This is a genomic window from Nitrospinota bacterium (assembly GCA_016208975.1).
Taxonomy (GTDB): domain Bacteria; phylum Nitrospinota_A; class UBA7883; order UBA7883; family JACRLM01; genus JACQXA01.
In genome coordinates, this window is record JACQXA010000004.1 from 176,891 (window position 1) to 197,604 (window position 20,714).

General features: G+C 56.6%; 22 protein-coding genes. 8 read left to right on the forward strand and 14 right to left on the reverse strand.

The genetic code is table 11. The features are described from left to right. Positions 1-25 precede the first annotated feature (25 nt). Positions 26-1,216 (reverse strand): 8-amino-7-oxononanoate synthase, encoded by a 1,191-nt coding sequence (locus HY751_04355; protein MBI4665625.1) that lies wholly within the window; start codon positions 1,214-1,216, stop codon positions 26-28. Beyond that, positions 1,216-2,229, reverse strand: coding sequence for a biotin synthase BioB (bioB, locus tag HY751_04360; GenBank protein MBI4665626.1), 1,014 nt, complete (start codon positions 2,227-2,229; stop codon positions 1,216-1,218). Before bioB ends, HY751_04355 begins: the two co-directional genes overlap by 1 nt. Before the next feature lie 239 nt (positions 2,230-2,468). On the opposite strand from bioB, the gene HY751_04365 reads away from it, so the two are divergent. Continuing rightward, on the forward strand, positions 2,469-3,878 hold the full coding sequence (locus HY751_04365; GenBank protein ID MBI4665627.1) for a hypothetical protein: 1,410 nt from the start codon (positions 2,469-2,471) through the stop codon (positions 3,876-3,878). A 16-nt stretch (positions 3,879-3,894) separates the two neighbouring features. Here the strand turns inward: HY751_04365 and HY751_04370 are convergent, their stop codons facing one another. From HY751_04370 to HY751_04385, 4 genes are read right to left on the reverse strand one after another with little or no spacing between them, the layout of a single operon-like run. Further along, positions 3,895-4,995, reverse strand: coding sequence for a branched-chain amino acid aminotransferase (locus HY751_04370; GenBank protein ID MBI4665628.1), 1,101 nt, complete (start codon positions 4,993-4,995; stop codon positions 3,895-3,897). Between the two features lie 11 nt (positions 4,996-5,006). Next, positions 5,007-5,354 (reverse strand): DUF190 domain-containing protein, encoded by a 348-nt coding sequence (locus tag HY751_04375; protein MBI4665629.1) that lies wholly within the window; start codon positions 5,352-5,354, stop codon positions 5,007-5,009. Next, positions 5,354-5,728 carry a fluoride efflux transporter CrcB gene (crcB, locus tag HY751_04380; GenBank protein ID MBI4665630.1) on the reverse strand — a complete coding sequence of 125 codons (375 nt, stop codon included), beginning with the start codon at positions 5,726-5,728 and terminating at the stop codon, positions 5,354-5,356. The genes HY751_04375 and crcB overlap by 1 nt, the downstream gene beginning before the upstream one ends. 12 nt (positions 5,729-5,740) lie before the next feature. Further along, complete coding sequence (locus HY751_04385; GenBank protein ID MBI4665631.1) at positions 5,741-6,439, reverse strand: translation initiation factor IF-2 N-terminal domain-containing protein; 699 nt, start codon at positions 6,437-6,439, stop codon at positions 5,741-5,743. A 160-nt stretch (positions 6,440-6,599) separates the two neighbouring features. Here HY751_04385 and HY751_04390 point away from each other — a divergent pair, with 160 nt between their 5' ends. From HY751_04390 to sfsA, 7 genes are all read left to right on the forward strand, one after another. Further along, positions 6,600-7,097: a cytochrome c maturation protein CcmE gene (locus tag HY751_04390; GenBank protein ID MBI4665632.1), complete on the forward strand. Its 498-nt coding sequence runs from the start codon at positions 6,600-6,602 to the stop codon at positions 7,095-7,097. Between the two features lie 65 nt (positions 7,098-7,162). Continuing rightward, the gene (locus HY751_04395; protein MBI4665633.1) at positions 7,163-9,160 is read left to right on the forward strand and encodes a heme lyase CcmF/NrfE family subunit; all 1,998 of its coding nucleotides are present in this window, start codon (positions 7,163-7,165) and stop codon (positions 9,158-9,160) included. A gap of 334 nt (positions 9,161-9,494) precedes the next feature. Then, the gene (gene rplM / locus HY751_04400; protein MBI4665634.1) at positions 9,495-9,932 is read left to right on the forward strand and encodes a 50S ribosomal protein L13; all 438 of its coding nucleotides are present in this window, start codon (positions 9,495-9,497) and stop codon (positions 9,930-9,932) included. A gap of 3 nt (positions 9,933-9,935) precedes the next feature. Further along, a complete protein-coding gene (rpsI, locus tag HY751_04405; protein MBI4665635.1) occupies positions 9,936-10,337 on the forward strand; it encodes a 30S ribosomal protein S9 in 402 nt (133 codons plus the stop codon). A 96-nt stretch (positions 10,338-10,433) separates the two neighbouring features. Then, entirely contained in the window at positions 10,434-11,450 is a 1,017-nt protein-coding gene (locus HY751_04410) for an N-acetyl-gamma-glutamyl-phosphate reductase (GenBank protein MBI4665636.1), read from the forward strand. Positions 11,451-11,516: 66 nt separating this feature from the next. Beyond that, the gene (argJ, locus tag HY751_04415; GenBank protein MBI4665637.1) at positions 11,517-12,722 is read left to right on the forward strand and encodes a bifunctional glutamate N-acetyltransferase/amino-acid acetyltransferase ArgJ; all 1,206 of its coding nucleotides are present in this window, start codon (positions 11,517-11,519) and stop codon (positions 12,720-12,722) included. 36 nt (positions 12,723-12,758) lie between these two features. Further along, complete coding sequence (gene sfsA, locus HY751_04420; GenBank protein MBI4665638.1) at positions 12,759-13,418, forward strand: DNA/RNA nuclease SfsA; 660 nt, start codon at positions 12,759-12,761, stop codon at positions 13,416-13,418. Between the two features lie 72 nt (positions 13,419-13,490). Here sfsA and HY751_04425 read toward each other — a convergent pair whose 3' ends face one another. The 8 genes from HY751_04425 to rpsB form a co-directional block, all read right to left on the reverse strand. Further along, entirely contained in the window at positions 13,491-14,615 is a 1,125-nt protein-coding gene (locus HY751_04425) for a glycosyltransferase family 4 protein (protein ID MBI4665639.1), read from the reverse strand. Beyond that, positions 14,612-15,775: a 1-deoxy-D-xylulose-5-phosphate reductoisomerase gene (locus HY751_04430; protein ID MBI4665640.1), complete on the reverse strand. Its 1,164-nt coding sequence runs from the start codon at positions 15,773-15,775 to the stop codon at positions 14,612-14,614. The genes HY751_04425 and HY751_04430 overlap by 4 nt, the downstream gene beginning before the upstream one ends. Next, the gene (locus tag HY751_04435) at positions 15,772-16,569 is read right to left on the reverse strand and encodes a phosphatidate cytidylyltransferase (GenBank protein ID MBI4665641.1); all 798 of its coding nucleotides are present in this window, start codon (positions 16,567-16,569) and stop codon (positions 15,772-15,774) included. Before HY751_04435 ends, HY751_04430 begins: the two co-directional genes overlap by 4 nt. 1 nt (position 16,570) lies before the next feature. Continuing rightward, the gene (locus HY751_04440; GenBank protein ID MBI4665642.1) at positions 16,571-17,341 is read right to left on the reverse strand and encodes an isoprenyl transferase; all 771 of its coding nucleotides are present in this window, start codon (positions 17,339-17,341) and stop codon (positions 16,571-16,573) included. Between the two features lie 20 nt (positions 17,342-17,361). Then, positions 17,362-17,919: a ribosome recycling factor gene (gene frr, locus HY751_04445; GenBank protein ID MBI4665643.1), complete on the reverse strand. Its 558-nt coding sequence runs from the start codon at positions 17,917-17,919 to the stop codon at positions 17,362-17,364. Between the two features lie 60 nt (positions 17,920-17,979). After that, the gene (locus tag HY751_04450) at positions 17,980-18,705 is read right to left on the reverse strand and encodes a UMP kinase (protein MBI4665644.1); all 726 of its coding nucleotides are present in this window, start codon (positions 18,703-18,705) and stop codon (positions 17,980-17,982) included. 28 nt (positions 18,706-18,733) lie between these two features. Next, on the reverse strand, positions 18,734-19,603 hold the full coding sequence (locus HY751_04455; protein ID MBI4665645.1) for an elongation factor Ts: 870 nt from the start codon (positions 19,601-19,603) through the stop codon (positions 18,734-18,736). A 90-nt stretch (positions 19,604-19,693) separates the two neighbouring features. Next, complete coding sequence (gene rpsB / locus HY751_04460) at positions 19,694-20,518, reverse strand: 30S ribosomal protein S2 (GenBank protein ID MBI4665646.1); 825 nt, start codon at positions 20,516-20,518, stop codon at positions 19,694-19,696. Positions 20,519-20,714 lie beyond the last annotated feature (196 nt).

Consider the following 20,714-nt stretch of genomic DNA (forward strand, 5'->3'; position numbering starts at 1 on the left):
CTAACTCCTTACTGAAACCTTGTACTTAGCCCAATAACGGTTTCAGCTCCGAAAGAACGTCCACCGCTTTGTCCAGATGCCCCTCGGTGTGTCCCGCAGTTACCGACATGCGAAACCTGGCGGTTCCCTTAGGCACCGTGGGTGGCCGTATGGCAGGGATGTGTGTACCTTTCGATAGCAAAAAACCTTGAGCTTTTGTTACATCCGCTTCCCGGCCCACAATAATTGGAACAATTTGTGACTGCGTGCGCCCAATATCATAACAAAGTTCTTTCAGTTTTGAAACAATTTTATCTACGTTGCGCCACAGCAGGGCGCGAAGCCTCTCGCCTTCTGGCGATTCGATGATGTCCAGCGCCGCCGTGGCGGCGGAGGCAGTGGCCGGAGGGGCGGCGGTGGAGTATATGAACGACCTGGAGTAGTTAACCAGCCCGTTTATAAAGGTTTGGCTGGCGGCCACCACTCCACCCATGCCGCCAAATGCTTTTCCCAGGGTTATTATGTGGATGTCCACCATATCCTCCACCCCCGCCAGGTGGACGACACCTTTCCCCCCAAGACCGAACAGCCCCACCCCATGGGCGTCATCCACCATGAAGAGCGCCCCATGTTCCTTTGCAATAAGCGCCAGTTCTTTCAATGGCGCCAAGTCCCCATCCATGGAGAAAACCCCCTCGGTGGCCACAAGCCGCCTTCCGCCGGGGCCGGGTGGATTGGCGCAAAGGATTTTCCTCAGCGATTCCGGGTCGTTATGGGAGAACCTGTGCAGGGAGGCTCCGGAAAACCGGGCGCCGTCTATAATGCTGGCGTGAAGAAGCCTGTCGGCGTAAACGGCGTCGTGGCGGCCTAATAAAGCGGTTAAAACCCCCACATTGGCGGCGTATCCAGAGGAATATAGCAATGCCGCAGGTTTTGAAAGGTAGGCCGCTATCCTGTTTTCAAACTCTTCATGGGGCGGCGTATGGCCGGTGACAAGGCGTGATGCGCCGGATCCCCATCCGTATCGCTCTACGGCGGATACCGCCGCCTGTTTCACCGCAGGGTGGCGTGTAAGGCCGAGATAATCGTTGGAGCCGAAGGATATTACAGGGGAACCCTCGATAAGCTCTATCCCATCGGCGCCGGAAGGATCATGAAGCCGGAGACGGCGCAGAACCCCTTCGCTTTCGGCTTTTGCAAGCTCCCGCTTAAAAGGCTCCCAAGGTTTATGGCCCACTATTTTTTCACGGTAAGTTCCAGGTCGGCGATCAATTGCAGGTCATCTTCGGCGGGCCTGCCGCAGGTGGTAAGGTAGTTGCCCACCATGGTGGAGTTGGCCCCGGCGGCGAACATGAGGCTTTGCAGGTCCCGCAGGTTCTTTTCCCGCCCGCCAGCCACCTTTATATCCTTGTCCGGCAGTATCATCCGGTAAGCGGCGATGATCGTGAGAATCTCGAAAGGTTTTAGAGGGGGCATGTTTTCCAGCTTTGTGCCCTTTATCGGGTTCAGGAAGTTTAGAGGTATGGAATCCACATCCAACTCTTTTAACGTGAAGGCCAGCTCCACCCTTTGCTCCGGCGTTTCCCCCATGCCGAAGATACCGCCGCAACAAGCCCTCAATCCGGCCCGTTTGACCACCCGCACGGTCTCCACATCCTCCTCATAATCGTGGGTGGAGCATATCTGCGGGAAGAACGACCGGGCGGTTTCCAGATTGTGGTGATACTCCAACACACCCGCGTTTTTCAGCTCCATGGCGGTACTCTCGTCTAGAATCCCCAAGCTGGCGCACCGGTGGATACCAACGGTCTCTTTCATTTTCCGCACTGCGGTGAGGATGGAATCCAGCTCATTTTTGCCGGATGCTCCCGTATATCCATAACCAGAGGTGACTATGCCGTATTTGTGGGCCCCCGCCGAGAGGGCCGACCGGGCTCCGTCGAGTATGGCGTCTGTCGAGACCAGATTGAACCGGGGCGAGTCCGCGGATGAGTGGACTGATTGGGCGCAGAAAGCGCAGTCTTCCGGGCACCCGCCGGACTTGGCGTTGATTATGGAGCATAGCGATATTTCCACCCCTTTGAATTTCCTTCGAATCCGGTTGGCGGAGGCTATAAGGTCGAATATATTGTCGGGGCTGGTTTTCATCACCCCCACAGCTTCGTCCCACGTGAGAGGCTGGTTGGCCAGAGCTTTGCGCTCCACATGGTTTATAAACTCCCGCGTTCCAGCAGGGGAGGTGTTTATCATCATGGTTTCAGGCATTTTATGTAACCGGCGATTTGTAAAAGCCCATATTATAAACCGAGGGGGGCCATTTTGGCGCCGCAGTTTGCGGAATTTGAGTTTTTAGTACACTTTTTTACTTACATTCTAAAGTTTTGTATTATTATTTTAGGAAAAAGGGTAATAAAGAAGGCATCTAGCCTGCTTTTACATTCTATACGCTTGAAAGCCAACTGAACCGTTTTTCAGGAGCCGTACCCGCAGTGGACAAGGAACTCAGTGGCCCCATTGTCTTGACAGACCTTGGCGTGAGCATGATGGTGCGAATGCCTGAATTCCACTATCTCTCCCGGGACGACATTAAATATCTCGCCAGGAACGACCCCAGGGTTTACAAAAAAGGGGAATCACTACTCTCCCCCGGTGATGGGGATATGAAGACCATGGTCATCCTGCTGGCCGGGTCGTGCAAAATAGAGGTCCACACGCGGATTTGCGGCAAACCCGCCATAGTGTGCATCGAGAAGGTAAGCGCCCCGGCGGTGCTGGGTGAAGTTACCAGTTTTTCGTCCAGCAACGTTCGCCGCTCGGTGGATGTGATAGCCGCCCAGCGGAGCATCGCCATATCCATACCATCCTCAATTTTGCTGGAATGTTTTTCCCACGCCCGCGTGTCACTACCGCAAATCCTATGGGGTTTCGCCCGGCTTGGGCTGGCCAGGCTGAAAACATCGCAACAGCATCTGGAAACGCTCTTGTCCAGGTATATAAAAGTTGACGGAGTTAAGGGACCTGAACTGGACGAGGAAATACAGGAGCTGGAGTCGGTAATAGGGCTGGAAGACATGAAGGCCGGAGCCGAGGTTGGCGAGGGTGTGTTCGACAAGATCGGTGAGCTTTTAAATAAAATAAACCACGCGCTTGCTTTTGCCTGTTATCTGGATCAAACGCCGGATTACAGGCTGGAAAAAGACATCCCCACAGAGTTATACGAAAAAGCGGGCGTTTCCACCTTGGCCCGCGAGGCTCTGGAGATACCGGAAAACCGGGGCAGGACCATCCGGGAAGCAGTGGCCTGCGCCATGGTCTCGCTTCCCGCCGGCAAAAGGCCCCCCATCCAGGATTGGCGCAGTTACCTGGAGGCGCTTATCACCGCCGCAGAAGACATCATGTCCATCATTCCCGACATGTTCCGCTATAACAACCGCCGCAGGGTGCACCCCGGTAGCGACAAAATGATAGAAGGTTTTTTAAACCGGGTGGAGCAGGAGTTCGACAGGGCATGGAACGAGGCCATAACCCGGTTCGGCGTGAAACCGGCGGAGGAAAGCAACGAGGACGACATCAAAGACCTTTCTTATCTTGGAACCTTTTTCCTTACCAGGCTGGAGGGGATAAAATTCAGGCAGACGCTGGATTTTATGGAACCAGGCGGCCAGCAGGAGTATCGCCCGAAAGATGAGCAGTTGCGGGACAGGGCCGCCATCGAGCTTTACAACACCTTAAGCGCCCACCCGGTCATGAAGATACTTATCAAGAAACTTCTGGATACCAAGGTGATAGAGGAGAATTCCGGGGCGGAAAAGAATGACAACCTCGTGGGCCTGCTTTGTCTTGCGTACAGGCACAACTACCCGGCGTTAGTCGATGAGCCGAACAGGATAAGCGTATAAGCGCTTATCCCCGCCGTTAAACTTCAACCCTGTAATTCCACCCAAACGGATCCTGCTTTTTCCCGTACTGGATGGCGGTTATCTCCGTGAACAGCCGCTGGGCAAGAGGTCCGGTTTTCCCCTCGTTTATCTCCATCAGGCGCCCTTCGTATTCCAGCGCTCCCACCGGGGCTATTACCGCCGCCGTGCCGGAGCCGAACGCTTCGTCCAGCTGGCCTGTGGCGTGGGCGGCCGTCACCTCTTCCATGGATAGCCTGCGCTCCTCCACGGAGATACCCCAGCTTTCCAGAATCCTGATCACCGAGTCCCGCGTCACCCCGGCGAGGATGGAGCCGTTCAGCGAAGGCGTAACCACCTTGCCGCCGATCTTGAAGAAGATGTTCATGGCGCCCACCTCCTCAACGTAACGGCTCTCGCACGAGTCCAGCCATAACACCTGGGAATAGCCCGCCTCCCTAGCCTCCTTGGCGGCCAGAATGCTGGCGGCGTAGTTTGCCGGGGTCTTGGCGGCGCCCAAACCACCCCGCCCGGCGCGGGCGTATTTACCGCACACGCGGATTTTCACCGGCGCAAACCCTTCGGGATAATAAGCCCCCACCGGGGACAGGAACATCACGAGGGTGAATTGGGACGATGATTTAACGCCGATAAAAGGCTCCGACGCGAACATGAGGGGCCGTACGTACAAAGCGGTGTTCTCCGCCCTGGGCGCCCATTCGTGATCCAGCGACAGCATGATTTTCAACGCTTCCACCAGCGTTTGCGGTTCCACCGGGGGCATGGAAAGGCGGTCGGCGGAAAGGTTGAGCCGTTCAAGGTATTTATAGGGCCTGAACACATTGAACCCTCCGCTGGCTGAGCGGAATATTTTAAATCCGTCGAACACTGTCTGCCCGTAATGCAGGGCCAGTGTGGCCGGATCCAGCGACAAGGGGGCGTACTGTTCCACCACAGCGTCGCCCCACCCCTCCCCTTCAACCCATTCCATGCGGAACATGTGGTCGCAGAAGAACCTGCCGAAACCCAGGGCGTTCTCGTTATCCGGCTTCTTGCGCCGTCCCGGTGGGGGAACCTGGGCGATAGTTATTTGCGTTGTAGCGTTACCGGTAATTTCCATATCCATACCTGTCAAGCCTTGGCTTCGTATTGTTTCATCATCACCTGCTGGGTGGTAATAAGCCCTCCGCAACCGGAGGCGGCCATGATTTTATCCACCACCAAAACGAATGCGTCTATTTTCACCGGCTCATCGGTGACGCTCACCATCACCGGGAGGTCTTCCGAAAGGCGGAGGACCCTGGCGGTGTGCATTTTGCCGCCTTGGCCGTAGCCTTCTATGCCCCGGTACACTGCCCCGCCCATCAGGCCTGCCTTTTTAGCATCTTCCAGTATTTTTTCATAGACCGCCACGCCATCCACCGTGTCCGCCTCGCCAACATATATCCTTATGGTGGCCGCAGGTTTGAACCCGTCCATCACACAATCCTCCCGGCCACCATGCCCGCCCAGGAGGCTGTCAGGCAGATAGCCACAGTGCCAATAATATTCACCGCCGCTTTCATGGCCATTCCGTCCCTCATAAGCGCCAGGGTCTCGAATGAAAAGGTAGAGAACGTCGTAAATCCGCCCAACACGCCCACTGTTAGCAAAAGCTTTATTTGGGGCGGCATGGTGAAACGGGCTTCAGCCATTTCCATAAGGAGCCCGATGAAAAAACAGCCGATGATGTTGACGGCTAACGTTCCGTAAGGGAACGCCGCGCCGAACTTTTCATAAACCGCGCCGGAAACAAAGTACCGTAAAGAGGATCCTATGGCCCCGCCCAAAGCCACCGCCATGTATTGGGACATAGGGTTTACTGATTACATCCCCGCCGCCAGCGAGTTTAACCCCGCCGCCAGGTTTTTCAGCCGCTCCGCTGTGGCGCCCGGCATAACTATGGAAAGCTCCTCTATGGTGGCGGCCCGCTCGGTTATATTCACCTTGGCCTGGGCGCGCCGTTGCAACTCCAGAGCGCTTTTCAGGTCCGCCAGGGAAGCCTTGGTTTCGCTTATGGCCGACTGGTTCACCTGCACCGCGCTGTCCAACGCGGTTATGGAAGACGAATTCCTGCCAGTGGCCACGCCTAAAACCAGGGCCGCCAGCAACGCAATGGCGGCCATCGTCACTGAAACGTAAGAAAGCGATATGGGCGGCATGGCGCCTTTAAGCAATTTGGATGGAGCGGTTGGCTCCTTTTTCGGCGGGACAGGGGCCGCCTCCGCTACCGGAGCTGTGGAATCCTCATCCTCGTCCGCCTCATGGGCGAAACCTTCCGGCTCACTGGCGGAAGCGGGTTGAGGCGTCACCAGCGACAACCTTCCCCTGTCTTTTTCAGCGGACTTTTGTTCTTCACCGGCCGTTCCGCCGGAGAGGGAGGACAGGACCTCATCAAAAACTTCCTGGCTTATTATGGAAATGGGGCTTTTCACTTCCACCCCGCGCCTGGCCAGAAGCCCCATGTACTCCTCAACGGGCATGTTAAGCTTCCTGGCCGCTTCATAAACCCTGATCTCGCTCATCGTGACTCCGGGTGTTGTACAAATTACTTTAGATTCATAATGATACCCCAGTTTAAAGCCGCCTCACAACCGCCCGGCAACATAAATATTGAAACACCCGCCCATGAAACGATAGAATTATCTGGAAACGTTCCATTTTCTATAACCGGCAGGAAGTTTGATGAGCGAATCCGAAGAACAGCAAACCGATACTGAAGCCACTAAAAAGATCGAAACACCACAAACAAGACGGCCTACTGCGCGCAAGGGCGCCCAAACCAAGTTTTTGGCGGGGTCGCTTATTATCGTGGGCGCCATAGGTTACCTGATATACACCGGCATCCAGGCCAGCGGCTCATATTATAAAACCGTGTCAGAAGTAACAGCCTTGGGTAGCCGGGCCTCCAACATGTCATTAAGGCTGGAAGGGAAAGTTGTTCCCGGCACCATCGAGCGTGACACTTCCAACTTGAAGCTTAACTTCCATATCACCGACAAATCCAAGAAAACCATTCCCGTTTTCTACGAAGGGATTGTGCCGGACATGTTCCAGGACAACATAGATGTAGTTGTAGAAGGCAAGCTGGCCGACAACGGCAAGTTCGTGGCCACCAAACTGCTCACCAGTTGCCCATCCAGGTACGATGCCGCCAAGGAAATGAAAAAGCAGTCTATATAACCTTTTATAATCCACCCCCGGGCCAGTCGCAAAAACCGGCCCGGTTTTTTTAACGGCGTAAAACCATGAATGAAATCGGCGAGTATTCTTTACTTTTAGGCCTCTGCGTAGCCTTCTATTCGGTGACCGCCGCCCTATTAGGCGTGAAACTTGGCGTAAAACCCATGGTTAAAAGCGCCGAGTACGCGCTGAACACGGTGTTCGCCCTGCTGACACTAACCTCCATGGCGCTGATATACGCCCTTTATTCCAACGATTTCTCACTGGAATACGTTTACAGCTACACCAACCGGGACTTGGGATGGTTTTACCGGATAACCGCCTTTTGGGCGGGGCAGAAAGGCTCCCTGCTCCTGTGGGCGTGGATGCTGGGGCTTTTCTCCACGATAGTGGTGTTCCAGAACCGCCACAAGAACCGGGAGCTAATGCCTTACGTGGTGGCGGTCATCGCCACGGTTCAGGCTTTCTTCGGGCTTCTGATGAACGTGGCGTCGCCGGTGTTCGAGCGGATGCCGGTATTGCCGCCGGACGGGCACGGGCTAAACCCCATGCTCCAGAACCCCGGCATGATATTCCACCCTCCTTCCCTTTATGTGGGGTTCGTGGGTTTCACCATACCTTTCGCCTTCGCGGTGGCGGCGCTCATGACCGGCCAGCTTGGCGACGTGTGGATCCGAACCACCCGGCGGTGGACGATTTTTTCATGGATATTCCTGACCCTTGGCAACCTGCTGGGGGCCAATTGGGCCTATGTGGAGCTGGGCTGGGGCGGTTATTGGGCCTGGGACCCTGTGGAGAACGCCTCGTTCATGCCGTGGCTCACCGGCACCGCATATCTGCATTCCGTGATGGTCCAGGAAAAGAGGGACATGCTCAAAACATGGAACATGACCCTAATCTCCCTCACGTTCATCCTCACCATATTCGGCACGTTCCTCACCCGGTCTGGGCTTATTTCGTCTGTCCACTCCTTCGGCGAGTCCACAGTGGGCACATATTTCGGCGTGTTCCTGGTTATCATCATCGCCTTCTCGATATGGATGATAATGTGGCGGCTACCAATGCTTAAAAGCGCCAATTCGCTGGACTCCATGCTGTCCCGCGAGGCGTCATTCCTTTTCAACAACCTCCTTCTGGTGGGCGCGGCCTTCACGGTGTTCTGGGGCACCATGTTCCCGATGATATCCGAGCTTGCGCGGGGAGAGAAGATAACCGTGGGCCCGCCATTCTTCAACCAGGTGATGACCCCCATAGGGCTTACCCTGCTGGCACTCACCGGCCTGTGCCCGCTTATAGCATGGAGAAAAGCCAGCGTGGCCAACGCCAGGAAAAACTTCCTGACGCCTTTCGTCATTACAATCATGGGTTCCGCCGCCATCGGGGCTTCGGGGGTCACCGAGTTTCTTCCCTGGCTCTCCTACACCATCTGCGTATTCGTGGCCGCCACGATAATCACGGAGATCATCAAGGGGATTAAAGCCCGCGCCACTTCCGGCAAGGAAAACTTCGGCAAGGCGTTCTTGAACCTTTTCTGGAAGAACAAACGCCGGTATGGCGGGTATGTGATCCATCTGGGCGTTATCATGTGTTTCGCCGGGTTCACAGGGGCATGGTTCAACGTGGATAAAGAATTGAGCATGTGGCCTGGGGACAAGCTTATGATAAAGGACTATACCCTCACCTATTACAAGTACGACTATTCCAAGCCAAAAGAGACCGTGGAAGAGGCCGTGGCCACCATGCTGGTGGAAAAGAACGGCGAAAAACTGGGCTACGCCTACCCGGAACGGAACAATTACTACATGAAAGGCATCCGTGGGGACATGACCCCGCAACAGACCTCGGAAGTAGCCATATACTCCACCATGCTGGAGGATGTTTACATAATTTTCGCCTCGTTAAACGAAGACGGCTCCGCCACTTTCAAAGCCCATATCAACCCCATGGTCAAATGGTTATGGATAGGCGGGCTTGTGATGAGCGCCGGGGCCATTTTCAGCATTTGGCCGGACCGGCGGGAGAAAAAACGGTTCGATGAGCGCCATATGGCCGGGATGGCTTAAAGCCCCCGCCAGGGCGGGCGGCCATTGCGGGCCTCAGGCTGTTTATTCAAGGATTTTAAGGCTCCGGTTGTTTGGTAGTGTCTCAGTTTGAAAGTACAGGGGAGATTCTTCACTTGCGCTCAGAATGACAATATAATAGCCGTTAATAACATTGTCATCCTGAGCGAAGCGCAAGCGGAGTGAAGGATCTGTCCATTATTTGAGATTCAAACTGAGACACCACCGGTTGTTTTTCAATATTGACAACAACCGGCGTATTGTTTAGACTTTACGGTTTCTAACGTATTTATTGTTAGTAGGTTCATTTTAAGGTACCGGTTTAATGAAACAGAGCATGAAAACTTACTCGGCCAAACCGGCGGAGTTTACCCCCGACAAGGCGCGGTGGGTTCTGGTGGACGCCGAGGGCAAGACCCTGGGGCGGCTTTGCGTGAAAATAACAGACGCCCTTCGCGGCAAGGACAGGCCCACTTTCACCCCCCATGTGGACACCGGCGCGTTCGTGATTGTCATCAACGCGGACAAGATCAAACTGACCGGATCCAAGCTGGACGACAAAATATACTACCATCACACCGGGTTCTGGGGGCATTTGAAGTCCGCCACCGCCCGGGAGATGCTGGAAAGAAAACCGGAGGAAGTTATCCGCGAAGCGGTTTACGGAATGTTGCCCAAGAACATCCTCAGCCGCTCCATCTTGAAGAAACTCAAGGTGTATGGCGGCTCCGCTCATCCGCATGCGGCTCAACAGCCCGTTCCAATGGAGTTTTAGAGAATGGCCAACACTGCTGACAATCGCCCTTACGCCACCGGCAGAAGGAAAACCGCCACCGCCCGCGTGTGGTTGACGCCCGGCGAAGGCAAAATAACGGTGAACAAAACCACCGCTAAAGACTATTTCAAGCGCGAGACGCTGGACGCCATGATCGCCAAGCCTTTGGCCTTGGCCGGGCTGACGGGCAAGATGGATGTTTACAGCACCGTTGTAGGCGGCGGGCTGGCCGGCCAGGCGGGCGCCTTGCGGCACGGCATCGCACGGGCTATCGAGCAGTACGACGCCGGTCTGCGCGCGCCTCTCAAGAAAGCCGGGTTCATCACCCGTGACCCCAGGGAGAAAGAGCGTAAAAAACCGGGCCGTAAACGGGCTCGTAAGCGCTTCCAATTCTCCAAGCGTTAGTATTCCGTCTTCATACCCCCGCGGATGGAGACATCCGCGGGTTTTTTTTTGGGCGGTGACATTATTTGGCCACCGCCTTTTAAAAAAGGTGTAACGATGATCGATGCAGGCGTTTTCGGGGCCACCGGATACACCGGCCAGGCCCTTCTGGATATATTGCTTTTCCACCCAGGCGTTAATGTGACGGCTCTGGCCTCCGGCTCTTCCGCTGGAAAAACGCTGGCCGAGGTTTTCCCACAATATTCCGGCTTAAAACCGCTGGTCTTCCAGGAACCCAACGCCCCGGCCATGGCCGAAATGGTGGATGTGGTGTTCCTGTGCCTGCCTCACAAGGAGGCCATGGCGGTGGCTCCGGTTTTCCTTGAAGCCGGGAAGAAGGTTTTCGACCTTTCGGCGGACTTCAGGCTGAAAGACCCCGCCGTGTACGAGCAATGGTACAAAACGCCCCATTCGGCGCCCCGGCTTTTGGAGTCCGCCGTATATGGCCAGCCGGAGACCAGAAGGGGCCAGATAGCGGCGGCGGATTTGATAGCCGTGCCGGGCTGTTACCCCACGTCGGCCATCCTTGGTCTGGCCCCGGTGATCGATATGGGCTGGTTGAACAGGAAAACCATCGTGATCAACTCCGTCTCCGGCGTATCCGGCGCCGGGAAGAAGCTGGAATCCCAGTATATGCTGTCGGAGCTGGAGGGGAATTTCTTCGCCTACGGAGCCCCAACCCACCGCCACACCCCAGAGATCGAGCAGGAGCTTTCGTTGCTTGCGGGGGAGAACGTGATAGTCACGTTTATACCTCATCTTCTACCTACAACCCGGGGGATATATACCACCATCACGGCGGACCTTCTGGCGCCCGTATCGCCCGGTAAAGTGTTCGAACGGTATGTTGAATATTACCGGGACTGCCGTTTTGTCCATGCCCGGGAAGGGTTCCCGCAAATGAAATGGGCCGTGGGCGGCTCCAACTGTTTCGTGAGCGCTACCGTGGACGAGCGGGCCAACAGGCTTATTGTCACCTCCACCATAGACAACCTGCTTAAAGGCGCCGCCGGGCAGGCCGTGCAGTGTTTCAATATCCGGCACGGGCTGGACGAAGCCGCCGGTTTGCGTTGACGCTCTCCTGATTTTCCGGCGGAACTTCCCTATAATATCCAACATCCTTTTCTTCAGGAGGGCGTAATGAGCCTTAGGACCGGCGTTACCTTCGCGGAAGGCTACCTTGCGGGCGGAACCCATTGCGGGGTCAAGAAAGACGGCGCATCCAAAGACCTTGCTATCATATTGTCTGAAAAGCCTGCGGTGGTCTGGGGTGTGTTCACCACCAACCGCATCACGGGCTCTTCGGTGGTATGGAGCCGGGACTGTTTGAAGTCGCGCAATGTGCAGGCCATAGTTGTAAACTCCGGCAACTCCAACGTACTCACCCGGCAAGGCTACGCCCATACCCAAAGGATGGCCCGGGCCGTTGCTAAAAAGGCTGGAGTTAAGGAAAGCCAGGTGATTGTGGCCTCCACTGGCGTTATCGGCCAGCCTCTGCCCATAGAGAAGGTGGAGATTGGTATAGAAACGCTATTCCCGCAAATCTCCGCCGAAGGCGGGGCTGGGGCGGCTGAAGCCATCATGACCACCGATATCCGGCAAAAGATAATGGACGCCACGCTATCCATCGGCGGAAAAACCGTAAAGGTGGGCGGGTGCGCCAAGGGGGCCGGGATGATATCCCCATCCATGGCCACCATGCTGGCTTTCGTCACCACCGACGCGGCGCTTACGAAACCCGTGATAAAAGACCTGACCAGGCGGGCATGCGAGATGTCTTTCAACCGCATCACCGTGGATGGTGACACCTCCACCAGCGATATGTTCGTGATAATGGCCAATGGGGCCTCCGGAGCGCCGCTTATCGATAAACCCTCGGGTAAACGGTATGACGAGCTGTTGGGCAAGGTTACCGGGGTGTGTCAGCACCTGGCCCACGAGATAGTGCGGGACGGTGAGGGGGCCACCAAATTCGCGGTGATAAAAGTTACCGGGGCTGTTACAGGGAAAGCGGCCAAACAGGTGGGCATGAGCATCGCCAAATCGCCTCTGGTGAAGACCGCCCTGTTCGGGCAGGACGCCAACTGGGGCAGGATACTTTGCGCCGCAGGTTATTCCGGGGTAAACATGAGCGCGGAAAAGCTGACGCTGAAAATCGGCGGGATCACCGTATTCGCCAAGGGAGGGCTTGCCAGGGACGACTGGGAGACAATCGTGGCCCCCAAGCTCAAAGAGCCGAATGTGGAGATCAGCCTGGACCTTGGCATGGGCGGGGCGCAGGCGGAGGTATGGACGTGCGACCTGACATACGACTACATCCGCATCAATGCCGACTACAGGACATAATTGATATACGCCGACAATCCCGTCACGGGGCGCCTTGTGCGTAAGGTGAACCGGTTCCTGGCGCTGGTGGAGGTAGAGGGGGAAATAGTAAAGGCCCACATCCCCAACAGCGGCAGGCTTACGGAGCTGATGACCACCGGCCATGAGGCGGCGTTATCCAAAGCGCCGCCCGGCTCCATGCGCAAAACCGCGTTCACCCTGCGTTCCGTCCATCACAACGGCCGCTGGGTTTGTGTGGACTCCACCATTCCCAACCGGCTGGCTGAGGAGATGGCCCGTTCGCGGTCCATAACGTTGTTTGAGGGGTATGACACTGTCCGGCGGGAAGTAACGGTTGGCCATCACCGGTTCGACCTTATGCTGACTGGCGCCAACCGAAAACCGTTGCTGGTGGAAGTAAAATCGGTAACGCTGGTTGAAAACGGCGTTGCCATGTTCCCCGACGCGCCCACCCAACGGGGCCGCTCCCATCTGGAAACGCTGACAAGGCTTTTGGGCGAAGGTTATAACTGCGTCGCGCTTTTTATTGTCCAGCGTGATGACGCTAAAAGTTTTACGCCCAATACCAGGACGGACCCGGAATTTTCGAAGGCGCTGATGGAAGCTTCATTAGCCGGGGTTTGCGTTAAAGCGTTATGGTGCGAGGTAAACGAGAGGGAGATTACCGCAAAAGGGGAATTGCCGGTTAATTTATAGAAACCGTGGTCAGGCGGCCACGGGGAAGCGCTCTGGAGGGCCGGGCGGCCATGGGGAGTGTGTGGAACGCTACTAACCCCGCTTCGGCGCCAGTTCAGCGTAAATCCTCTCCAGCCGTTCCATTACCAGGTTCATGTCGTACAGGCTCGCGGCTTTTTTGCGGGCGGCTTGCCCGATGTTCTGGCGCAAATCCGGAGATTTCAGCAGTAATAATGTTTTCTCCGCCAGAGAAGCCGGGGCCTTCGGTTCCGCCAGCAGGCCGCACCGGCCGTTGTCGAGCATTTCAGGGGTTCCGCCGGAATTTGTCCCCACAATGGCTTTGCCCATGGCCATGGCCTCCAGACAGCCCAGCGAAAATGTTTCATGATGGCTGGGCAGGATATAAACGTCCAGCCCCGCTAGATATGGCGCCGTATCCTCCGCGGGGCCGGTGAACACCACGGAGCTTTCCAGCCCCAGCTCTTTCACCCTGGCTTCCAGGGTGGGCTTGTATTTGCCCGCCAGTTCCGGGGTCTCATCGCCGGTGAGGGCCAGCAGAGCGCCCGGTACGCTCTCCACTATCTTAGGCATGGACTCTATCATTTCCATCTGACCCTTCAACGGATCCAGCCGGCTTATAACACCAATAACCGCCCTGTCCGCTTCCACACCCAGCTTTTTGCGTAACCAGCCGCTATCCGTTTTCGCCGGGTTGAACCGCGCAAGGTCCAGCCCATAAGGCAACACTTCCACCCGGTCACCGGCCACGGGAAGGTTTTTTATGATGTTATTGCGCATTTCCAAAGACGCAGTCAAGATCCGCCCAACCCTGCCGTACTCTAACCGGTGGTAATAATCTTTCTTCGGGCCGGGCACATACATGTAACTTGAGAACAACAGCCCAACGCCTTTTATCCCCAAAAGCGCCGGAACCGCCAGCCCCAAGTCAGCGGAATGATGGACATGGACCACATCCACATTCTCCCGCCTCACGGTTTGCCTGATGAACCGCATGGCGCCAACGTCTATGTATTTAACCGGATCCAGGGTGAACGTTTTGATGGACGTAACCTGTGTGAGCGCTTCGGCTGTGGGGGAACCGGTTCGCGCCAGAAAGATATTTTTATGCCCTTTCGCCGCCATGCGCCGGGCCTGTTCCATGGCGTATCGCTCCAGCCCGCCATAACCGCGGGTGAAAAGGACGTGGAGGATGTTCATTGCCTTGAGGCGCCGTTGGACGCGAATTCCCTGGCTCGGGCCCGCGCCCATTGGTCGGTCAGTAGCGCATCAGCCAGGGTTTTGATAGGGGCCGGCTTGTGTTCGTTTAGCGTTTTTTCCACAAGCCTTGCGATGTCCAGAAACCCTATGCGCCCGTTTAAAAACGCTTCCACCGCCACCTCGTTGGCCGCGTTGAGCGCCGCCGGGGCGGAGCCGCCGATTCGCATTGCCTCGTAAGCTAATGCCAGCGCCGGGAACCGGGCAAGGTCCGGTTTTTCAAAAGTGAGCGTTCCCATGGTGGCAAGATCCAGGCTGGTCAAATCCAGCTTTGTCCGTTCCGGGTAGCCGAGGGCGAAAGATATTGGTGTCCTCATGTCCGGCAAACCCATTTGGGCCATCACCGACGAGTCGTGGAACTCCACCATGGAATGGATCACCGACTGCGGATGGGCCACCACGTCTATCTTTTCCGGAGGCAGGTTGAACAGCCACCGCGCCTCTATTACCTCCAGCCCCTTGTTCATCATGGTGGCCGAGTCCACAGTGATTTTCGGCCCCATGTTCCAGTTTGGATGCTTCAACGCTTGCTCTGGTGTAACCTTTTCCATATCCGCAATGGCGGCTCGCAGGAAAGGCCCGCCGGAAGAGGTAAGGATAAGCCTGCGCACGGTTTTCATCTTCTCGCCACGCAGGCATTGGAATATTGCCGAATGCTCACTGTCCACAGGGATTATCTTCACCTTGCGTTTGCGGGCTTCGCGCATCACCAGGCCGCCCGCCGCCACCAGCGTCTCCTTGTTGGCCAGCGCTACGTTCTTACCCGCGTAAACCGCCGCCAGCGTTGGGGGCAGGCCCGCCGCGCCCACCATGGCCGATAGCGTCAGGTTGGCGTCTGGATGGGCGGCGCATTCCATGGCCCCCTCGGCGCCTGCCATGATTTTCGTTTTGCGCCCCACAAGGTCTTTCAACTTCCTGGCGGTGGAAGCGTCCGCCACGGAGACCATCTTGGGGCGGAATTTTTCCACCTGCGCCGCCAGCCTGTTGATATTTGTGCCCGCCGCCAGCGCCACCACTTTGAAAAGTTCCGGATTGCGGGAAATGATGTCCAGCGCCGCCACGCCTATGGAGCCGGTGGAGCCCAGGATGGATATTTTTTTCATCGGACCCCAGCCACGTAAAGGAGATAAACAAGGATAGCAGGGCCCGTGAACATTATGCTGTCAAGCCGGTCCAGCGCGCCGCCATGGCCGGGGATGAGCCTGCCAGAGTCTTTAACCCCCATTTTTCGCTTGATGGCGGACTCCGCCAAATCCCCCAGCGGCCCCACCACGCCCACAATCAACCCAATCATGGCCACGTTAACTATCCCCAGGCTTTGCAGGAAAAAATGGGCGAAGCCCAACGCCCCGGCCATGGAGCCTATGAACCCGCCAACAAAACCTTCCACGGTTTTCTTGGGGCTAACCTTGGGCATAAGAGGGGTTTTCCCGATAGCCCGGCCAGTATAGTAGGCGAAAGTGTCGCAAAACCCGTTGGCCAGCGCCAGCATGATGATCAATAGCGCGCCATCGGGCATTTGCCGGATTAATGGAAGCGTGGCCAATGTCAGCCCAACATACAAAGCGCCGAACACCGTGTTGGACGCGGAGCGGTAACTGTTATCCACCCCGGAGCATATCACCGCGCATCCGAATATCAGCATGATCGTGAGCGGAATGAACGCGGCCATGGATTCATAAAGCCCGAGGCTTGCAAGCGTAAAAACGCCGAGGCCGGTTATAAGGCCCGGCCCGGTCATGGAAGGCTCGCCACCGGCCTTGAGCATCCCGTAAAACTCCACGAGGCAGGCCATGGCGAAAAACGCGGTGACAGCGGTGAAAAGCGCCGGCGAGCCGTAAAGCGTTACGCCGATGATAAGGGAGGCCAGCGCCAGGCCGCTTATGAATCTTGTCATGTTATGGAACCTGGCCTTTCCCGCCGGTTACCTGCTCGGTAGTCTTGCCGAACCTGCGCTCCCGTTTGCCGAAGGCGGCTATGGCTTCCGCCACGTCATCATCGCCGATATCCGGCCACAGCTTATCGGTAAAGAAAAGCTCGGTGTAAGCGGTTTGCCACAACAGGAAATTGCTCAGGCGAAGCTCGCCGGAGGTGCGTATCAACAAGTCCGGGTCGGGAAGACCAGCGGTGTCCAGATAGGTGGAGAATGTGTCTTCATTGATAGACTCCGGCTCAAGCCGCCCTTCTTTAACTGCCCTCGCCATGTTGCGGGCGGCCCTTACCATTTCGTCCCGGGAGCCGTAAGAGAGCGCCAGGGTGAACACCATGCCCTTGTTATCGCGGGTCCGTTCCATGGCCCCCAGCACCGCCTCCCGCGCGAAAGCAGGAAGCGTATCCAGCGTTCCGATGGCGTTAAAGCGGATATCCTCCCTGAGCATCCTCTCAAGCTCCCTCTCCAGGTATTCTTTAAGGATGTTCATGAGCGCCCCCACCTCATCGGCGGGCCGTTTCCAGTTTTCGGAGCTGAAGGAATATAAGGTGAGCGCTTCCACGCCGATCTTGCGGCAATAGGTCACCACCCTGTCCACGGCCTTCACCCCGGCCCTGTGGCCGGCGATGCGGGGGAGGAACCTTTTGCGCGCCCAACGGCCGTTGCCGTCCATGATGATGGCTATGTGCCGGGGAAGGCGGGCGGGATCCAGTCCGGCGGTCGGGCCATCTTCTGTCATAAGGATTAGATTACCGGCGGCTACCGGTCCATGATCTCCTTTTCCTTGGCGGCCGTCTTCTTGTCCACGATGGCGATGTGCTCGTCTATTATTTTCTGCACCTTGTCAGTGGCCTTGCGGGCGTCATCCTCGGAAACGGCCTTGTCTTTCTCCAGCTTTTTAATCTTTTCCACCCCGTCGCGGCGGATGTTGCGGAGGGCTATCTTGGCCTCTTCGGCCAGTTTCTTCACATGTTTTGTAAGCTCCTTGCGCCGCTCCTCGGTGAGCGAGGGCATGGAGATGCGGATCACCTTGCCGTCATTGGTGGGCATCAGCCCCAGGTCGGACATCATGATGGCTTTTTCTATGACCGGCACAAGCTTTTGCTCCCAAGGCTGAATGGCTATGGTGAGCGCGTCGGGCGTGGTGAGCGAGGCCACCTGGTTAAGCAGGCTCATGGTGCCGTAATAATCCACCTTGATACCGTCCAGCAGGCCCAGGGAGGCCCTTCCCGTCCGGACACCGGCAAGCTCTTTGCCCAGGTGGTCTATAGCGGTGTCCATCTTGCGTTTGACTTCGTCGTACACGTTGTCGAGCATCGTACAATCCCCCACTTAAGACAATGCGGCCCCGCCGGACGGCGGCAGGCCATGGATTTTTCAGGCCCCTCGGACTATGGTGCCGATACTTTCGCCTTTTAAGACCCTCGTTATGTTGCCAGGCACGGTCATGTTGAAAACTATTATAGGCACCTGGTTGTCCATGCAAAGGGAAATGGCGGCGGCGTCCATAATCTTCAGGTTGTTTTTAAGCACATCTATGAACTTAAGCTCGGTGTACCGGCGGGCTCCGCTAACCTTCATCGGGTCGGCGTCGTAAACCCCGTCCACCTTGGTGGCCTTTAGTATCACGTCGGCCTGGATCTCCATGGCCCGCAGGGAGGCCGTGGTGTCCGTTGTGAAATATGGATTGCCGGTGCCTCCGGCGAAGATTACCACCCGCCCTTTTTCAAGATGGCGGACGGCCCTCCTGCGCACGTAAGGCTCGGCCAGCTGATGGATGTCTATGGAGGTGAGCATACGGGTCTGGCAGTCTATCTGCTCCAGCGCGTTCTGCAAAGCCAGGCCGTTTATCATGGTGGCCAACATACCCATGTAGTCCGCCGTAACCCGGTCCATCCCGGCTTCGGAGGCCACTGAGCCGCGGAAAATGTTTCCACCGCCCACTACCACCGCAATCTGCACGCCAAGATCGGCGGCGTCTTTTATCTCCTGGGCCAGGTGGCGCAGGGCGTTAACTTCCAAGCCCTGCCGGCCTTTCTCGGCGAACGCTTCACCGGTGACCTTGAGCATTACACGCTTAAACGGCAGACCTCCGTTACCCATCTAGATGTACGCTCCTCCCCCAGTCCGCTTATTCACCCAATTGAAGCCGCGCGAAACGGGCTATGGAAACCTGCCCGCCGAGTTCCTTTGAGGCCGAGGCCAGCAACCCGTTTATGGTGACATCCGGGTTTTTCACGAACGCCTGTTCCATAAGACACACTTCCGAATAGTATTTTTTCACCCGGCCCTCAACGATCTTGGGCAGGATGTTTTCTGGCTTGCCGGATTCCCGCGCCTGGGTCTCGAAAATGGCCCTTTCCCGCTCCAGGGTTTCCGCAGGTACGTCCGCTGAGGTGAGAGCTATCGGGGAAGATGCGGCGATGTGCATGGCCAGGTCTTTGCAAAGTTCGGCGAACTTGTCTTTCCCGGCGATCCCGGCGGAAGCTGAGGAAACTTCCACCAGGCACCCAATGGAGCCAGCGCCATGAATGTAAAGGCCAAACCCGCCGTTACCGGCCAGGTCGAACCTTACTCGCCGCCCGGCTGTGATGTTCTCGCCCAGTTCGTGGATCTTCGCGTTCACCTCGTCCTGCACGGTTTTACCGGCCAAAGGCTGGGCCAGGAAAGCCTCGTCGCTTCCGGCCACGGGCGAGGCGGCCACATGAGCGGCCAGGTCGCGCGCCAGTTTCTGGAAAACGTCGTTGCGCGAGACGAAATCGGTCTCGCATTTTATCTCGCAAAGGGCGGCGGTCCCGCCGGATACGAAGCCAGCTATGGCTCCTTCCTTGGTGGAGCGGTCAGCCTTTTTGGCGGCCTTGGCGGCTCCTTTTTTCCTCAGGAAATCGAGAGCGGCCTCCATATCGCCGCCGTTTTCGTTGAGGGCCTCTTTGCATTCCATGATCCCGGCGCCGGAACGGGCGCGCAGGTCTTTAACCATGTCTGAAGTGATGACTGCCATTGTAATATCCAATCCCTCGCAATATGGCGCCACGGCCTTGATAATGCAGGCCGCGGCGTTAACAATACCTGATAATAGGCCCCAAGGCGGTTAGGCCTGGGCCGCCCCACCCTCGCCAGCCTGCTCCTTGGCCACGGCCGCGTCTTTGTCCTGGGCTCCACCCTTGTTCTGGGGTTCGGCCTGCTTTTTCATGGCCGCCTTTTCCTCGGCAAGGGCTTTAAGCCGCATCTCGAAGTTGGTCTTACCGGCCATATGGGCTTCGGATATGGCGCCGGTGATGAGCTTTATGGATTTCAGGGCGTCATCGTTGCCCGGGATTACGAAATCAATGCCGTCCGGATCGCAGTTGGTGTCCACGATGGCGATAACCGGGATGTTGAGCCTCCTGGCTTCGTTCAACGCGATGCGCTCGTTCTTGGTGTCTATGATGAACATGGCGTCGGGAAGTTTGTCCATGTTCCGGATGCCGCCAAGGTTCTTCACCAGCTTTTCGCGCTCTTTGGCCAGTTTGACCACCTCTTTTTTGGAGAGGGCTTCGAACGTGCCGTCCTCGGCCATGGCGTCCAGCTCTTTCATGCGCGCCACGGAGCGCCGGATGGTCTCGAAGTTGGTGAGCATGCCGCCAAGCCAGCGCTCTATCACAAAAGGCGATTTGCACTGCCCGGCGTTTTCCACGATAACGTCTTTGGCCTGGGGTTTTGTTCCCAGGAACAGGAGGGTACCCCCGTTTGCGCCCAGCTCATGGGCGAATTTCACCGCTTTCTGGAACAGTTTGAGGGACTTCTGAAGGTCTATTATATAAATGCCGTTACGAGCCCCGAAGATGTAACGTTTCATCTTGGGGTTCCAGCGCTTGGTCTGGTGGCCGAAATGTACGCCGGCCTCCATCATCTCCTGAAGAGTTACTTCCGCCATTTTCCTAAAAATCTCCAAATACCCAGGTTGATCCTCTGTTTTCGTCATCTCCATCCCGCGTTAACGGCCTTGCCGCAAGGCCACACCCAAGCGGGCGGATCGGAAAACATGTGTTTTTGCGCCGCGGTCCCGTAATAAGCTCCACGGCTTGAACATATTATTAAACCATATCATGTGAGGGTTTAGCAACAGTAGC

Bases quoted from the DNA above. Each gene is read 5' to 3' on its own strand.
- bioB (MBI4665626.1), bottom strand. From the start codon at position 2,229: ATGATAAACACCTCCCCTGCTGGAACGCGGGAGTTTATAAACCATGTG.
- HY751_04370 (MBI4665628.1), bottom strand. From the start codon at position 4,995: ATGGAAATTACCGGTAACGCTACAACGCAAATAACTATCGCCCAGGTT.
- HY751_04375 (MBI4665629.1), bottom strand. From the start codon at position 5,354: ATGGACGGGTTCAAACCTGCGGCCACCATAAGGATATATGTTGGCGAG.
- crcB (MBI4665630.1), bottom strand. From the start codon at position 5,728: ATGTCCCAATACATGGCGGTGGCTTTGGGCGGGGCCATAGGATCCTCT.
- HY751_04385 (MBI4665631.1), bottom strand. From the start codon at position 6,439: ATGAGCGAGATCAGGGTTTATGAAGCGGCCAGGAAGCTTAACATGCCC.
- HY751_04390 (MBI4665632.1), top strand. From the start codon at position 6,600: ATGAGCGAATCCGAAGAACAGCAAACCGATACTGAAGCCACTAAAAAG.
- HY751_04395 (MBI4665633.1), top strand. From the start codon at position 7,163: ATGAATGAAATCGGCGAGTATTCTTTACTTTTAGGCCTCTGCGTAGCC.
- rplM (MBI4665634.1), top strand. From the start codon at position 9,495: ATGAAAACTTACTCGGCCAAACCGGCGGAGTTTACCCCCGACAAGGCG.
- rpsI (MBI4665635.1), top strand. From the start codon at position 9,936: ATGGCCAACACTGCTGACAATCGCCCTTACGCCACCGGCAGAAGGAAA.
- HY751_04410 (MBI4665636.1), top strand. From the start codon at position 10,434: ATGATCGATGCAGGCGTTTTCGGGGCCACCGGATACACCGGCCAGGCC.
- argJ (MBI4665637.1), top strand. From the start codon at position 11,517: ATGAGCCTTAGGACCGGCGTTACCTTCGCGGAAGGCTACCTTGCGGGC.
- HY751_04425 (MBI4665639.1), bottom strand. From the start codon at position 14,615: ATGAACATCCTCCACGTCCTTTTCACCCGCGGTTATGGCGGGCTGGAG.
- HY751_04430 (MBI4665640.1), bottom strand. From the start codon at position 15,775: ATGAAAAAAATATCCATCCTGGGCTCCACCGGCTCCATAGGCGTGGCG.
- HY751_04435 (MBI4665641.1), bottom strand. From the start codon at position 16,569: ATGACAAGATTCATAAGCGGCCTGGCGCTGGCCTCCCTTATCATCGGC.
- HY751_04440 (MBI4665642.1), bottom strand. From the start codon at position 17,341: ATGACAGAAGATGGCCCGACCGCCGGACTGGATCCCGCCCGCCTTCCC.
- frr (MBI4665643.1), bottom strand. From the start codon at position 17,919: ATGCTCGACAACGTGTACGACGAAGTCAAACGCAAGATGGACACCGCT.
- HY751_04450 (MBI4665644.1), bottom strand. From the start codon at position 18,705: ATGGGTAACGGAGGTCTGCCGTTTAAGCGTGTAATGCTCAAGGTCACC.
- HY751_04455 (MBI4665645.1), bottom strand. From the start codon at position 19,603: ATGGCAGTCATCACTTCAGACATGGTTAAAGACCTGCGCGCCCGTTCC.
- rpsB (MBI4665646.1), bottom strand. From the start codon at position 20,518: ATGGCGGAAGTAACTCTTCAGGAGATGATGGAGGCCGGCGTACATTTC.